The sequence below is a fragment of the Ideonella lacteola genome (assembly GCF_038066555.1).
Taxonomy (GTDB): Bacteria; Pseudomonadota; Gammaproteobacteria; order Burkholderiales; family Burkholderiaceae_C; genus Ideonella; species Ideonella lacteola.
This window is the reverse complement of the sequence record NZ_JBBUTG010000001.1, coordinates 38,302-52,582: the sequence shown is the minus strand read 5'-3', so window position 1 is coordinate 52,582 and position 14,281 is coordinate 38,302. Positions and strand designations below refer to the sequence as shown.

Sequence of the window (14,281 nt, the reverse complement as noted above, 5' to 3'; positions counted from 1 at the left end):
GCCCTGTGTTGATCAGGGAATCGGTTCCAGCCGCACAGCCACCCAGGCACCATCGGAGACGCGGATCGCCTGGGCGGCGATCTGCCCGGCGTTGTTCACGTCCACCGCGCTGTAGATGGTGTATCGCCCAGCGTCTTCCGCGCGCAGCAGTTGGTTGAGGTCGCGCATGGTCGTGCCGTCGTGCACGAAACCGTGCAGCTTGGTGGCGTCGAGCGGGTCGACCCCGCTGTAGCCGACGACCAGGCGGCCCGACTCGTTGACCGCCTGCGCACAGGTGCCACTGCGTGTGCCGCTGACCAGTTCACCAAGGGTGACCACCGCCCCGGCTTCAAAGCGCACGGCCATCTGAGCCTGCCCCGGTGACGCCTGGGCACAACCTACCGCGATGCCCGCGCCGTTGATGTCGGTGGCGGTCGAGTCGGTGTAGCGCGGCGCATCGGGCAAAAGCTCTTTCGTGGTGCCGTCGCGGTTCACGAATGCACGCTGGTGGGCATCCGCATCGAAGAAGTGCCCCACCACCACGCCCTGATCGTTGATGGCGGCAGCGATCCCCTGGCGGTCGCCCGGCATCGGGATCCACTGCAAGCGCGTGCCGTAGACGAACGGATGGAGATCCAGCGTGTTGCCCACGACCACACCCGACGCATTGATGCCCCGGGCCGCGCCTTGGGTGAGATAGGCCTCGCCCGCGGACGGGTCATGCCGCGCAGCCCAGGAGGTGCCATCGATCCAGACTTCGCCGGCCATCTGGCCCGCCGCATTCATCGACGCCCACGACGTCGAGTAGCCCCGGGGCGTGATCCGGCGGCATCGCTCGGGCCGGCATCGCTCACTGAGGAAAAAGACCTGCTGGTGCCGGCGATCCTGCACGTTCACCAGGATGCGGCCCGACGCATCGATCTCGCGCGGGCGGTGGTACGGGTCCGTCGTCGGCGGCTCGATGACGGGCATCTCCTTCACTTCGAAGGTGGTCGCCAGCGCCACGCTCAGGTGAGCGGTGAGCAGGGTTGCGGCGGCAGCGCGTGCCCGCCACGTCTTGGTTTGCATGGGTGAACCTGGAAGATTGATCGGTGGAGAACGGAAGACGCGAATTCCGGGCCAGGCGGCCCTGCCCGCTTCCGGGCGCGCGCCCGCGGCTCAAGTCAGCCGGGCGAACCGGGGCACCTGCTGGCCGTCGATCTCGAGCGTGCCGAAGAACATCGCGTGCGGCCGCACCCACAGCCCCGTCGCGTTGTACAGCGGGCGGTAGACGACCAGGGGCTCCAGCGATTCACTGTGTCGGGCTACGCCCACCACCTCGTATTCGCCGCCCTTGTAGTGGCGATACCGGCCCAAGGGCGCATCGGGCAAAGGCGGCAGGTCGTCGGCGTTGCTCATGGACGCAGGCCCCTTCGCATCAGGCCGCCGGCGTGACACGCTTGGCCACGAGCGTGAGGATGTCGTAGCTCGCGACCAGCTCGCCATGCTGGTTGGTCACCTCCACATCCCAGGCGACCACGCCCTGGCCGCGGCCCTTGTCATCGGTTTTCATGCGATCGATCTTGCGCTTGGCGGTGAGCCGCGCCTGGATCGTGTCGCCAATGGCCACGGGCTTCACGAAGCGCAAGGTGTCCAGTCCGTAGTTGGCCAGCACAGGCCCGGGCGCGGGGCTGACGAACAAGCCGGCCGCGGCCGACAGCACGAAGTAGCCGTGCGCGATGCGCTGGCCGAACTGGGTGTCTTTCGCCGCGATCTCGTCGAAGTGCATGTAGAAGTAGTCGCCCGAGACGCCGCCGAAATTGACGATGTCGGCTTCGCTCACGGTGCGGCGGTGGGTGCTGAGGCTCTCACCGATCCGCAGGTCTTCGAAGTGCCGGCGGAAGGGGTGCACCTCGGTTTCGATGCGCGCCGCACCGCGCACATATTCGCCTGTCACCGCGGCCAGCATCGTCGGCGAACCCTGCACCGCCGTGCGCTGCAGGTAGTGCTTCACCGCACGGATGCCACCCAGCTCTTCGCCACCGCCGGCGCGACCCGGGCCACCGTGCTTGAGCATCGGCAGCGGGCTGCCGTGGCCGGTGGATTCGGGGGCGGCTTCGCGGTCGAGGATGAGCACCCGACCATGCTGGGCGGCCACGAACGGCACCACGTGCGCGGCCACGTCTGGCGAGCGAGTGACCAGCGAGCCGACCAGGCTACCTTTGCCCCGGGCCGCCAGGGCCAGTGCCTCATCGAGGTCGTCGTAGGGCATCAGCGTGCTGACCGGGCCGAAGGCTTCGATGTCGTGCACTGCATCGTTGGCCAGCGGGTTGCGGGCCAGCAGCAAGGTCGGTGCAAAGAAGGCCCCTTCGGCCGTGCCGGCGCCTTGCGGCGAGAAGGCTTCGGCGCCGCAGATCAGCTCGGCCTCGCGGCGCAGCTGAGCCACACGCTCGGCCACGTCGGCCTGTTGCGCGTGTGATGCCAGCGCCCCCATCTTGACGCCCTCGATCGACGGATCGCCCACCACCGTCTTGCCCAGTCGTGCCTTGAGTGCCGCGGCGACGGCATCGACATGCTGGCGCGGCACGATGGCACGGCGGATCGCGGTGCACTTCTGGCCGGCCTTCACCGTCATCTCACGCGCGACCTCTTTGACGAACAGGTCGAACTCTTCGTCGCCGGGCTGCACGTCGGGCGCGAGGATGGAACAGTTCAGCGAATCCGCCTCGGCGTTGAACGGGATGGATTGGCGGATGAGGTTCGGATGCACCCGCAGCTTCGCGGCGGTATCGGCCGAGCCGGTGAAGGTGACCACGTCGGCGCCTTGCAGGCGATCCAGCAGATCACCCGTGCCGCCGACCACCAGCTGCAGGCTGCCCGGGGGCAGGATGCCCGACTGCTCGATCAGGCGCACCAGCGCCTCGGTCAGGTAGCTGGTGGCGGTGGCCGGTTTGCCGATGCATGGCATGCCGGCCAGGAAGGTCGGTGCGAACTTCTCCAACAGGCCCCAGATCGGGAAGTTGAACGCGTTGATGTGCACCGCCACACCCCGGCGCGGCACCAGGATGTGCGTGCCCGCGAAGCCGCCCTTCTTGCCCAGGGCCATCGCTGGCCCTTCGTGGACGATGTTGCTGCTGGGCAGCTCGCCCGAACCCATGCTGGCGTAGGCGAACAAGGTGCCCGCACCGCCTTCGATGTCGATCCAGCTGTCGGTACGGGTGGCGCCGGTGTGGGCCGAGATGGCGTACAGCTCTTCCTTGCGTTCCATCAGGAACTTGGCCAGCGCCTTCAGCCGCGCCGCGCGCTGCTGGAAGTTCAGCGCCAGCAGCGCCGGCAGGCCGGTGCCCCGCGCATAGGCCAGCGCCTCGCCGAAGTCGAGGGCCTCCGCATGGGTACGGGCCACGGGCTGCCCGTTGATCGCGCTGCGCAGCGTCTGCGCGGCCTCGCTGCCGATCCAGCGGCCGGCGATGAAGCTTTGGAGTTGAAGTGGGGTGGTCATGACAGTGATCTGCAGGTTCGAATACAGGCGTGCGCGCCGCGCCGCTGCCCATCGGGGCGGCGCGCGGGTCCGTCTGCGCCCCCGGGAAGGGGCGCCGCGGGTCAATCCAGCTTCCAGGTGCCCTTGTCGATCTTGACCATCACGCGTGCGCGTTGGTCGAGACCCAGGTGGTCGTTGGGCGACATGTTGAAGATGCCGTGGGCGCCGGCGAGATCCTTGATCTGCTCCAGGGCGTCACGCAAGGCCACGCGGAACTCGGGCGTCCCGGGCTTACCCTTCTTCAGCGCCACGGGCACCGCCGCGGTCATCAGCAGGCCCGCATCCCAGGCATGCGCGCCAAAGGTGGACACCGAACCCTTGCCGTAGGCGGCCTCGTACTTGGCGATGTAGTCGAGCGCCGACTTCTTCACCGGGTGGCCTGCGGGCAACTGCTCGGCCACCAGCACCGGGCCGGCGGGCAGATACTGGCCCTCGACGTTCTTGCCGCCCACACGCAGGAAATCGTTGTTGGCCACCCCGTGGGTCTGGTAGACCTTGCCGGTGTAGCCACGTTCGACCAGCGCGGCGGCAGGCAGGGCCGCCGGCGTGCCCGAGCCGGCGATCAGCACCGCATCGGGCTTGGCCGCCACCAGCTTCAGCACTTGCGCCGTCACCGACGAATCGGTGCGGGCATAGCGCTCGCTGGCCACGACCTGGATGCCCTTGATGCCCGCCGCCTTGCCGAATTCGCCGAACCAGCCTTCACCGTAGGCATCGGCAAAGCCGATGAAGCCGACGGTCTTGATCTTCGCGTCGGCCATGTGCGAGACGATGGCCAGCGACATCATGATGTCGTTCTGGGGTGTCTTGAAGACCCAGCGCTTCTTCGCGTCGATCGGCTCGACGATGCGGGCCGAGGCGGCCATCGAGATCATCGGCACCTGGGCTTCGGCCACCGCGTCGATCATCGCGAGCGAGTTGGGCGTGGTGGTCGAACCCAGGATGATGTCGACCTTGTCTTCGGTGATGAGCCGGCGGGTGTTGGCCACCGCCTTGGTGGTGTCGGACGCATCGTCCAGCACGATGTAGTTCACCTTCTCACCCCCGATCGTCTTGGGCATGAGGGCGATCGTGTTCTTCTCGGGGATGCCCAGCGAGGCGGCTGGCCCGGTGGACGAGACGGTGACACCCACTTGGATGTCCGCCAGCGCGGCGCCAGTGGCCACCAGGGCGGCGGCGGCGACGAGGGTCTTCAGGGCTTTCACAGGGCAGTCTCCTTTCGAGGGGTTCTCTTGCTGCGGGAATTCACGTTCACCGGCGCCTCGGCCGGCAGGCTGACGGCACCGAGGCCGCCGAAGAAAAGCTCCACCACCATCGGCGCCATCTGCTCGTAGCTGAGTCGTGAGCCATCCTCGGCCGGTTTGAGCCAGGTGAACATCCAGTTGATCATGCCGAACAGCAGCATCGTCAGCGGCTTGTGCAACTCGGCTGGCTTCAGCTCTGGGCGCACGGCCGCCACCGCATCGGCAAAGGCGTTGACCACGCGGCGCTCGATCGCCAGCACCTGCTCGCGTTCTTGCGCATCGAGAAACTTCACGTCCTCGGTCAGCACACGGTGCTCGTTCTGCGCGTTGGCGTATTCGCGCACGAAGCGCACGATCAACTCGCGCAGCCGTTCTTGCGGCACCAGGCCCTGGGCCAGCACCTCGTCCACCACCGATTCAAGCCGCTTCACGTGCGCCTGGGCGACCAAGGCGAGCAGCGCATGCTTGTCGCGCACATAGTGGTAGAGCGCGGCCTTCGACAACGCGCAGGCCGCCGCCACCTGGTTCATCGAGGTGGCGGTGTAGCCCTGCTGGGCAAACAGCGCGGCCGCCTTCGCGAGGATCTGCTCGCGTTGGTCGTCATAGCCAGCGGAACGAGGTCGTGCCATCGATGCGATCAGGGTGACAGAAAACCGAGCTCGGCCAGTTGCCGCGCCATCGGGAAAAGGCGGCCGCTGTAGCCGCCGGACCTCGGGGCGGGGCTCCGGCGTCTGTGCGTCGCGACCGCCCCTGGCGCCCAAGCCGGCTCAGCGCTCATCGAACGAAACCGTCACGCAGGGTGTCAGCGGGTGGGCCTGGCAGGTGAGGATGAAGCCCTCGGCGATTTCGTGCTTTTCCAGTGCGAAGTTGCGGTCCATGCGGACTTGGCCGTCCATCAACTTGGCGCGGCAGGTGCCGCAGACACCTGATTTGCACGAGTACGGCACGTCCATGCCGGCCGAGGCCGCGGCGTCGAGGATGCTGGGGTCGCTCTGGCGGAAGACGATCTCGCGGGTGAGGCCATCGCGCACGATGGTGATCTTCGCGTTGTCCGCATCGCCTTCTTTCGGCGCGTGCAGCTTGGCCAGATCGCCGGCCGATTGCAGCGCGATGCCGAAGCGTTCGATGTGGATGCGGTCGGCCGGCACGCCGGCGCCCAGCAGCGCGGCCTCTGCCTCATCGTTCATCGCATAGGGGCCGCAGACGAAGGCATGGTCGATGGCGGTCGGGTCGATCACGGTGCGCAGGAACTCGCCGATCTTGTCGCGGTTCATCACCCCCATGTTGAGCGGCGAGTCGACCTGCTCGTCGCTGAAGACGTGGTGCAGCGTCAACCGCGTCATGTAGCGGTTCTTGAGGTCTTCCAGCTCTTCCTTGAACATCGTCGAGGCGGCGCGGCGATTGCCATACACGAGCGTGAAGCGGCTCCCGGGCTCGCGCGCCAGCACCGTCTTCATGATGGACAGGATCGGCGTGATGCCGCTGCCGCCCGCCAGGCCCAGGTAGTGGCGCGGCGTTTCGGGTGACAGCGGAACGAAGAACTTGCCCTGCGGGGGCATGACCTGCAGCACATCGCCTGCTTTCAGGTGCTGGTGCAGCCAGTTGGAGAAGAGGCCTCCTGCCACCTTGCGCACACCGACGCGCAGTTCGCCGTCGTCCAGCCCGGCGCAGATCGAGTACGAGCGGCGCACATCCTGCCCGTCCACCTCGTGGCGCACCGTCAGGTACTGGCCCTGCGTGAACTGGAACAGCTCGGCGTGTTCCCCGGGCACATCGAACGAGACGATCATCGCCTCGTCGGTGTCCGGACGCACTTCGCGCACGCGCAAGGGATGAAAGTGGAGTGTGGTCATATCGGTTTGAAGTGTTCGAAGGGCTCGCGACAGGCGAGGCAGCGGTACATCGCCTTGCACGCGGTAGAGCCGAAGGCCGACAGCCGCTCGGTCTGCGCGCTGCCGCAGCGTGGGCAGCTCACACCGCGGGCGACGATGTGGATCGGCGCGCCCGCAGCAGCGTCACCGCAGCGCCCGGGCGGCGCAATGCCGTAGGCGCGCAGGCGCTCACGGCCCACTTCACTCATCCAGTCGGTGGTCCAGGCGGGTGCGCGGCGCAGGCTCACGCTCACAGGCCCCAGGCCGTCGTCTTCCAGCGCGCGGCTGATGGCCTCGTTGATCTGCTCGGTGGCCGGGCAGCCGGAGTAGGTGGGCGTGACGACCACGGCCAGCCCGCCGCCATCGCCCAGGTCGGTGACCTCGCGCACGAGGCCGAGGTCGACCACCGACAGCGCCGGCACTTCGGGGTCGGCGACGCTGCCCAGCACCGCCCAGGCCCGCTCGACACGGCTTTCGCCCGCGCGCCGTGGCGGCACGACCGGCAGCGCCCAGCGCGCATCGGTCGCCACCGGCAGCGTCGGGAACAGGCCGGCCGGCAGATTCATCACCAGCGCCCTCCGGGGAAGGCGCGTTGCAGGTGCTGCATCTCGGCCAGCATGTAGCCCAGGTTTTCGCTGTGGACGCCGCGGCTGCCGGTGGAGCGGAACGCGGTGTCCTTCGGCAAGGCCAGCTGCGCATCGGCCAGCGTCGTCTTCACCGTCGCTTGCCAGTCGGCCTGCAAGGCGCTGCGCGCGGGGCCCAGGCCGCTGGTGACGGCCGCCGCATCGGCGTCGTCATCGTCGAACAGCTCGTGGGTGTAGGGCCAGAGTCGATCCAGCGCTTCGCGCATGCGGCGTGCCGACTCGTCGGTGCCATCGCCCAGGCGAACCACCCAGTCGGCCGCATGCTCGACGTGGTAGCGGGCTTCTTTCACGGCCTTGCCTGCGATCGCGGCCACTTCGGCATCGGTGCTGGCTTGCAGACGCTGCCACATGAGCTGGAGCCAGGCGCCGATCAGCAGGTTGCGCATCACCGCATCGGCGAAATCGCGCCCGCCCTTGCGGCCGGGCTGCTCGACCAGCGTCATGTTCAGGTAGTCGCGCTCGTCACGCAAGAAGGCGAGCTGGTCCTCGTCCAATGGCGGCGTGGCGCCCTGTCCCACGTGCGTGAGCAGCGCGCGCGCCTGGCCGATCAGGTCGAGCGACATGTTGGTCAGCGCGATGTCTTCTTCCAGGATCGGTCCATGGCCGCACCATTCGGATTGGCGCTGCGCATGGATGAGGCAGGTGTCGGCCACGCGCAGCAGATAGCGGCTGCGGGCGTCTTGCGGCGAGGTGATGGAGGGTGTGCTCATGCCGCGCGGCTCACATGTGGTTGACCGATTCGGGCAGCGTGTAGAAGGTGGGGTGGCGGTACACCTTGTCTTCCGCTGGGTCGAAGTACATGTCCTTGTCGGCGGGGTCCGAGGCCACGATCTGGTCTGAGCGCACCACCCACACGCTGGTGCCCTCCATGCGGCGCGTGTAAACGTCGCGCGCCAGCTGGATCGCCATGCGGGCGTCGGCCGCGTGAAGGCTGCCGCAGTGCTTGTGATCCAGGCCGGCTTTGGGGCGCACGAAGACTTCCCACAGCGGCCATTCGTTTTGCATGCTCATGTCTTGATCCTTCGATGATTCAGGCGGCCTCGGCCGCGGTGTTCTTCTTGCGCGCATGGGCCAGTGCCGCCTCACGCACCCAGGCGCCGTCGTCCCAGGCCTTCACACGGGCAGCCAGGCGCTCGCGGTTGCACGGGCCTTCGCCGTTGACGACGCGCCAGAACTCCTGCCAGTCGATCGGCCCGAAGTCATGGTGCTGGCGCTCTTCGTTCCACTGCAGGTGCGGGTCGGGCAGCGTGACACCCAGCACTTCGGCTTGCGGCACGGTGGCGTCGATGAATTTCTGGCGCAGGTCGTCGTTCGACAGCCGCTTGATGCCCCAGCGCATCGATTGCGCAGTGTTCGGGCTGTCGGCATCCGGCGGGCCGAACATCATCAGGCTCGGCCACCACCAGCGGTTGGTGGCGTCTTGCACCATCGCTCGCTGCTCGGGCGTGCCCTCTTTCATCATCACCAGCAGCGAGTCGAAGCCCTGGCGCTGATGGAAGCTCTCTTCCTTGCACACGCGGATCATCGCGCGGGCATAGGGCGCATAAGAGCAACGGCACAGCGGGATCTGGTTCATGATCGCCGCACCGTCGACCAGCCAGCCGATCACACCCACATCGGCCCAGGTGAGCGTCGGGTAGTTGAAGATCGAGCTGTACTTCGCCTTGCCGGTGTGCAGCGCCTGCAGCATCTGGTCGCGGCTGGTGCCCAGCGTTTCGCCTGCCGAGTACAGGTACAGGCCGTGGCCCGCTTCATCCTGGATCTTGGCCAACAGAATCGCCTTGCGCTTGAGCGTGGGCGCACGGCTGATCCAATTGCCCTCGGGCAGCATGCCGACGATCTCGGAGTGCGCGTGCTGGCTGATCTGCCGCACCAAGGTCTTGCGGTAGTGCTCGGGCATCCAGTCCTTCGCTTCGATGAAGGCACCTTCGTCGATGCGCGCCTCGAAGCGTTCTTCGAGGACAGCCTCTTCGGCCGACCGGACCGCCTTGCGCTCCTCCTTGGGGCCGGTGTCCATGGCTTGGGTGTACATCAGGTCTCCTCAGTGATCACATTGAACAGGGCTGGCCCCTCCGGGGGGCGGCTCGCGAAGCGAGCGGGGTGGTCATTTCAGCGGGGTCGCTTGTCGACCACGCGGCGGGCCTTGCCCACCAGCGTGCGCTCGATCGAATCAGGCAGGCCCACCTGCACCCGGGTGCTGACGCCGATCAGGGTCTTGATGCGGGATTCGAGCTGCCGGCCGAGCGCGTCGCGATCCACCTGCTGGTGGCTCGGCAGGACCTCGGTGATCACCTGCACCTCGTCGAGGTTGCCGTCGCGAGTGACAACGATCTGGTACTGGCCCGACAAGCCCTCGGTCTGCAGCACCAGCTCTTCAACCTGGGTCGGGAACATGTTGACCCCGCGGATGATCAGCATGTCGTCCGATCGGCCCACGATCTTGCCCATGCGCCGCATGCTGCGCGACGTGGGTGGCAGCAGACGCGTCAGGTCGCGGGTGCGGTAGCGGATGACGGGGAAGGCCTGCTTGGTCAGCGAGGTGAACACCAGCTCGCCCTCGGCGCCGTCGGGCAGCACCTCGCCCGTCTCCGGGTCGATGATCTCGGGGTAGAAGTGGTCTTCCCAGATCACCGGGCCGTCCTTGCTTTCGACGCATTCGCTGGCCACGCCCGGGCCCATCACTTCGGACAGGCCATAGATGTCCACCGCATCGATGCCGGCGCTGGCCTCGATGTCGCGCCGCATGGCCTCTGTCCACGGCTCGGCGCCGAAGATGCCCACCTTGACGGACATCTCGCGTGGGTCGAGGCCCTGGCGGCGGAACTCCTCGACGATCACCTGCATGTAGCTGGGGGTGACCATGATGATGTCGGGCTGGAAATCGCGGATCAGCTGCACCTGCTTCTCGGTCTGCCCGCCCGACATCGGGATCACCGTGCAGCCGAGCCGCTCGGCCCCGTAGTGCGCCCCCAGGCCGCCGGTGAACAGGCCATAGCCATAGGCGACGTGGACGATATCGCCGCGTCGCCCCCCGGCGGCGCGAATCGACCGTGCCACCAGCCCGGCCCAGGTGTCGATGTCCGCCTGGGTGTAGCCGACCACGGTGGGCTTGCCGGTGGTGCCCGACGAGGCGTGCACCCGCACCACCTCTTCGCGGGGCACGGCGAACATGCCAAAGGGGTAGTTGGCGCGCAGGTCGTGCTTGGTGGTGAACGGAAACTTGGCCAGATCCGCCAGCGTCTTCAGATCCGACGGGTGAACCCCCTTGGCATCGAAGGCCTGCCGGTAGTGCGGCACGTGGGCGTAGACCCGCTCGAGCGTGGCCCTCAGGCGCTGCAGCTGCAGTGCGGCCAGCTCATCGCGGCTGGCGGTCTCGATCGCCTCCAGATCGCCGGGGGCGGGGGTCTTCACGGGCATGCGGGTGGCCTCCTGGGGCGCCGATCGGGCAGCACAGCCGGCCTGGACCGGTGTGGACGGGAGCCGCCGGAATTAATCTACCGAACGGTCGGTAAATGATAAACACGAGGCGCGGCTTGACGCAAGTCAGGGGTTACGCAGGGGCGTGAAAGCGTGCGTGAAGGCGGCGCCCGCCGCCGCGGCGGGGCGGCCCGGCCCGGTTCAGTGGCGGGCGAGAGAAAAAGCCGCCCCACTGGCGCCTGCGCCATCGAGGCCGCCAGCGTGGTCGCCGAAGGAGGCGACGATCAACGCGGCGCCGCCGCCACCAGTGGAGGGCATTTGGGCACCGCACTGCCGCGCACCACGAAGGGCTGGTCGGCCCAGGGGCCCGGCTTGGCGCACGAGTTCGTCTCGAGGCAGGTGCAGGACTTGGTCTGCAGCAGCTGGGTGAATGTGGCCTGGTCTTTGGGCGACAGCTTGGGCAGCTTCGGCGAGAGGACCAGTTGCATGGCGTCGATCTGGGCCGGCACGTCGGTCGACGGCAGGGGGCCGAAGATGGTCATGATCGGATCGGTGCTGGCCGCCTTGCCCGCACGGATGCGCCGGACCTTCTCCAGCCCGGCCTCCATGGCCGCATAGCCGCGGGCCACCGAGGCGGTGAAGGGCCGTCGATTCGCGGCGGTGAAGGTGGCCTCGGCCTGCTCCCAGCGCTTCTTGTCGAAGCCCAACACCGGGCACAGCAACGCGTCGTACTGGTCGCGCATCACCGGTTCGAAGTTCATCCAGCAGGAGGTTCGCCCCCCCACCCGCAGGCCCGAGGCGGTGCGCAGGTCGGCGGCCAGCTTATCCACGATGTACAGCTCCATGCGGCCGAGCTGCAACACGCCATCGGGCGCCTTGGGCAGTCGCTCGGCATTGGCGGACACGAAGGGAATACCAGCCTCGGAAACCACCCGCGGCGTGATGCCGATGACACACCAGCTGCCGAGCACCACGTCGACCTTGGCGGCCACCAGTTCGCGCGCCGCGTTCTCGGCCTTGCGCGCATCGCAGGCACTGTCCTTGATGACCAGCGTGGGCGCAGGCTGCCCCGGCCACGTCTTGATGGCCAGTTGCATGCCCAGCACGATCTCCTCGCCCTCGGCCGCGCTCGGCCAGCTCTGCGGCACGATCGCGCCGATGGTCAGGCCCGGGCCCGCCCAGGCCGCGCCGCCCATTCCGGCCGCGACAGCCAACAGCATGCCCTGCGCCATGCGGCGCACCCAACGACTTCTACCCCACATCCCTCAGGCTCCTTCGGTCTACAGCCAGTGCGGACCCCGTCAAACGCGGGTTGCCGCTGCCAAGAAAGCGGTATCGCCCGAGGAAGGCTTCGAGGCAATCACCGTTTACCCGAGTGCAAGCTTCGTACCCTCGTGTAACACGGCTTGATTCGCCGACAAATCAACGGGTTACGTTCGGCCCCCAGCCCTGGCTGCCTTGGTGAGACTCTCTAAAAAGCAAAAGGCCCCGCCAGAGGCGGGGCCCTTCAGACGGCCGCAGCCACTTCGCTCACCAGACCCGGCAACGCTTGACGGGCGCCATCGGCTGGCCCGGCTTGCAGGAGAAGGCCTGCTCGAACTCCGGCATGTTGACCACCAACCCGTTGACGCGGTAGCGCCCGGGCGAGTGCGGCTCAATCTTGGCGTTGATGCGCAGCTCTTCGGGGCGGGCGTTCTCGCAGGCCCATTGCGCGAAGCCGATGAAGAAGCGCTGGATCGGCGTGAAGCCCTCGCGCTCGGTGTTCATCGGCTGACCGGCCATCTCGGTCTTCCAGGCGATCAAGGCGAGCACCAGGCCGCCCAGATCGGCCAGGTCTTCGCCCAGCGTCAGCTTGCTGTTGATCTTGATGTCGTCGACGATGGTGTAGGTGGCGTACTGGTCGGTCAGGCACTTGGTGCGCTCGTTGAAGGCCTTCTCGTCCTTCGTCGCCCACCAGTTCTTCAGGTTGCCTTGGGCATCGAACTGCCGCCCCTCGTCGTCGAAGCCGTGGGTGAGTTCATGGCCGATCGTTCCACCGGTGTTGCCGTAGTTCGGCCCGTCGTCCATCTTCGGGTCGAACAGCGGCGGTTGCAGCACCCCCGCGGGGAAGTTGATGTCGTTCATCTGGGCGTTGTAGTAGGCGTTCACCGTCGGCGGTGTCATGCCCCATTCGCCCCGATCCAGCGGCTTGCCGATCTTCGCCAGTTGCCGGCGCACCTCGAACTGGGTGGTGCGCTCCACGTTGCCGGCCAGGTCGTCGCGGGCGATGCGCACGGCACCGTAGTCGCGCCAGCGGTCGGGGTAGCCGATCTTGTTGACGATGGTCGAGAGCTTTTCGAGCGCCTTTTCCTTGGTGGGCGCGCTCATCCAGTCGAGCGATTTGATCTCGGCCGCCATCGCGTCCTCGATCTGGCGAGTCATCCGTTCGGTCTTCTGCTTCTGCTCCGGGCTGAAGGTGCGCCGCACGAACTCCTGGCCCAAGGCGTCGCCGAGTTCATGGTCGACCAGGGTCACGCACTGGCGCCAACGCGGGCTGGGCTCGGGGATGCCGCGCAAGGCCTTGCCGAAGAAGGCGAAGTTCTCTTGAAAGAACGGCGCGGCCAACTGCGGCGCCATCGCGTGGACCAGGTGCCAGCGCAGATAGCTCTTGATGTCGGCCAGCGAGCGGGTGCGCAGCTGCTGGTCCAGCGCCTTGAGGAAGGCGGGTTCGTTGACGTTGAACTCGCGCACGTCGCCCAGCCCCAGCTCGCCGAGGTAGCTGTCCCAGGCGAAGCGCGGGGTCAGCCGCTGCAGCGCGCGCCGATCCATCTTGTGGTGCAGCATGTGCGGGTCACGCTGCTGCACGCGGGTGAGCTGCGGGCGCGCGAGCGCCGTCTCGATCTGCAGCACGACCGCCGCCTCGCGACGGGCGGCCTCCGGCGCACTGCCCGCCAGCTCCATCATGCGGGCCACGTGGGTGAGGTAGTCGGCGCGGATGGCGCGCATGCGCGCATCGTTTTGCAGGTAGTAGTCGCGGTCAGGCAGCGACAGGCCGCCGGCGCCGACGAACGCGATGACGCGGGTGGAATCGCTGAAGTCCTGCCCTTGGTCCAGGTTGAAGAACAACCCGCCATTCGCGGTGGCCAGGTGCAAGGCGGCCAGCAGCGCCGGCACGTCGCCCACGCTCTTGAGGCCCTGGATGCGATCCAGCCAAGGGGTCAGCGGCTTGGCACCCGCCTCGTCCACGCGCGCCTCGTTCATGCACGAGGCGAACAGATCGCCGATCTGCTGCTGCGGCACCGAGCGGCCTTCAGCTTGCTTGGACAGGCCGTCGAGCAAGCCCCAGAGGAAGCGCTTGTTCTCATCGGCCAGCTTGGCGTAGACATCCCATCGCGCCTGGTCGGGCGGGATGGGGTTGTTCTTCATCCAGCCGCCGCAGGCGTACTGGTAGAAGTCTTCGCAAGGGCTGGCGCTCGTGTCCATGGATCGGACATCCAGCCCCGGCGTGTAGGGCAGCTCGGTCAGCGGCTGGTCAGCCGCTTGAACAGCGGCGGCTGCGACCAGGGCCACGGCGGCCATGGCGCGTGGAACGCGTGGGAAAGAGAACAGCATGGCGAGAGGCTTGTGAAA

The 14,281-nt window shown here is 67.4% G+C and carries 13 protein-coding genes; all 13 read right to left on the bottom strand.

Annotated features, from left to right (window positions below; genetic code table 11):
- Window positions 1–12 precede the first annotated feature (12 nt).
- Window positions 13–1,047: a hypothetical protein gene (locus tag AACH06_RS00220; protein WP_341423571.1), complete on the bottom strand. Its 1,035-nt coding sequence runs from the start codon at window positions 1,045–1,047 to the stop codon at window positions 13–15.
- 90 nt (window positions 1,048–1,137) lie between these two features.
- On the bottom strand, window positions 1,138–1,377 hold the full coding sequence (locus tag AACH06_RS00215) for a DUF1653 domain-containing protein (RefSeq protein WP_341423570.1): 240 nt from the start codon (window positions 1,375–1,377) through the stop codon (window positions 1,138–1,140).
- 19 nt (window positions 1,378–1,396) lie between these two features.
- Window positions 1,397–3,457 (bottom strand): phenylacetic acid degradation bifunctional protein PaaZ, encoded by a 2,061-nt coding sequence (paaZ, locus tag AACH06_RS00210; RefSeq protein ID WP_341423569.1) that lies wholly within the window; start codon window positions 3,455–3,457, stop codon window positions 1,397–1,399.
- A 101-nt stretch (window positions 3,458–3,558) separates the two neighbouring features.
- The gene (locus AACH06_RS00205; protein WP_341423568.1) at window positions 3,559–4,701 is read right to left on the bottom strand and encodes an ABC transporter substrate-binding protein; all 1,143 of its coding nucleotides are present in this window, start codon (window positions 4,699–4,701) and stop codon (window positions 3,559–3,561) included.
- On the bottom strand, window positions 4,698–5,369 hold the full coding sequence (locus AACH06_RS00200) for a TetR-type transcription factor C-terminal domain-containing protein (RefSeq protein ID WP_341423567.1): 672 nt from the start codon (window positions 5,367–5,369) through the stop codon (window positions 4,698–4,700). The genes AACH06_RS00205 and AACH06_RS00200 overlap by 4 nt, the downstream gene beginning before the upstream one ends.
- Before the next feature lie 138 nt (window positions 5,370–5,507).
- A complete protein-coding gene (paaE, locus tag AACH06_RS00195) occupies window positions 5,508–6,593 on the bottom strand; it encodes a 1,2-phenylacetyl-CoA epoxidase subunit PaaE (protein WP_341423566.1) in 1,086 nt (361 codons plus the stop codon).
- Window positions 6,590–7,177: a 1,2-phenylacetyl-CoA epoxidase subunit PaaD gene (gene paaD, locus AACH06_RS00190; protein ID WP_341423565.1), complete on the bottom strand. Its 588-nt coding sequence runs from the start codon at window positions 7,175–7,177 to the stop codon at window positions 6,590–6,592. Before paaD ends, paaE begins: the two co-directional genes overlap by 4 nt.
- Window positions 7,177–7,965, bottom strand: coding sequence for a 1,2-phenylacetyl-CoA epoxidase subunit PaaC (gene paaC / locus AACH06_RS00185; protein ID WP_341423564.1), 789 nt, complete (start codon window positions 7,963–7,965; stop codon window positions 7,177–7,179). The genes paaD and paaC overlap by 1 nt, the downstream gene beginning before the upstream one ends.
- Before the next feature lie 10 nt (window positions 7,966–7,975).
- Window positions 7,976–8,266: a 1,2-phenylacetyl-CoA epoxidase subunit PaaB gene (gene paaB, locus AACH06_RS00180; RefSeq protein WP_341423563.1), complete on the bottom strand. Its 291-nt coding sequence runs from the start codon at window positions 8,264–8,266 to the stop codon at window positions 7,976–7,978.
- 19 nt (window positions 8,267–8,285) lie between these two features.
- Window positions 8,286–9,287: a 1,2-phenylacetyl-CoA epoxidase subunit PaaA gene (gene paaA / locus AACH06_RS00175; RefSeq protein ID WP_341423562.1), complete on the bottom strand. Its 1,002-nt coding sequence runs from the start codon at window positions 9,285–9,287 to the stop codon at window positions 8,286–8,288.
- Window positions 9,288–9,364: 77 nt separating this feature from the next.
- Window positions 9,365–10,672 carry a phenylacetate--CoA ligase PaaK gene (gene paaK / locus AACH06_RS00170; protein ID WP_341423561.1) on the bottom strand — a complete coding sequence of 436 codons (1,308 nt, stop codon included), beginning with the start codon at window positions 10,670–10,672 and terminating at the stop codon, window positions 9,365–9,367.
- A gap of 284 nt (window positions 10,673–10,956) precedes the next feature.
- On the bottom strand, window positions 10,957–11,934 hold the full coding sequence (locus tag AACH06_RS00165) for a type 1 periplasmic-binding domain-containing protein (RefSeq protein WP_341423560.1): 978 nt from the start codon (window positions 11,932–11,934) through the stop codon (window positions 10,957–10,959).
- 268 nt (window positions 11,935–12,202) lie between these two features.
- Window positions 12,203–14,263, bottom strand: coding sequence for a M13 family metallopeptidase (locus AACH06_RS00160; RefSeq protein WP_341423559.1), 2,061 nt, complete (start codon window positions 14,261–14,263; stop codon window positions 12,203–12,205).
- Window positions 14,264–14,281 lie beyond the last annotated feature (18 nt).

Coding starts and splice junctions, on each gene's coding strand:
- AACH06_RS00220 (WP_341423571.1), bottom strand. CDS start 1,047: ATGCAAACCAAGACGTGGCGGGCACGCGCTGCCGCCGCAACCCTGCTC.
- AACH06_RS00215 (WP_341423570.1), bottom strand. CDS start 1,377: ATGAGCAACGCCGACGACCTGCCGCCTTTGCCCGATGCGCCCTTGGGC.
- paaZ (WP_341423569.1), bottom strand. CDS start 3,457: ATGACCACCCCACTTCAACTCCAAAGCTTCATCGCCGGCCGCTGGATC.
- AACH06_RS00200 (WP_341423567.1), bottom strand. CDS start 5,369: ATGGCACGACCTCGTTCCGCTGGCTATGACGACCAACGCGAGCAGATC.
- paaE (WP_341423566.1), bottom strand. CDS start 6,593: ATGACCACACTCCACTTTCATCCCTTGCGCGTGCGCGAAGTGCGTCCG.
- paaD (WP_341423565.1), bottom strand. CDS start 7,177: ATGAATCTGCCGGCCGGCCTGTTCCCGACGCTGCCGGTGGCGACCGAT.
- paaC (WP_341423564.1), bottom strand. CDS start 7,965: ATGAGCACACCCTCCATCACCTCGCCGCAAGACGCCCGCAGCCGCTAT.
- paaB (WP_341423563.1), bottom strand. CDS start 8,266: ATGAGCATGCAAAACGAATGGCCGCTGTGGGAAGTCTTCGTGCGCCCC.
- paaA (WP_341423562.1), bottom strand. CDS start 9,287: ATGTACACCCAAGCCATGGACACCGGCCCCAAGGAGGAGCGCAAGGCG.
- paaK (WP_341423561.1), bottom strand. CDS start 10,672: ATGCCCGTGAAGACCCCCGCCCCCGGCGATCTGGAGGCGATCGAGACC.
- AACH06_RS00165 (WP_341423560.1), bottom strand. CDS start 11,934: ATGTGGGGTAGAAGTCGTTGGGTGCGCCGCATGGCGCAGGGCATGCTG.
- AACH06_RS00160 (WP_341423559.1), bottom strand. CDS start 14,263: ATGCTGTTCTCTTTCCCACGCGTTCCACGCGCCATGGCCGCCGTGGCC.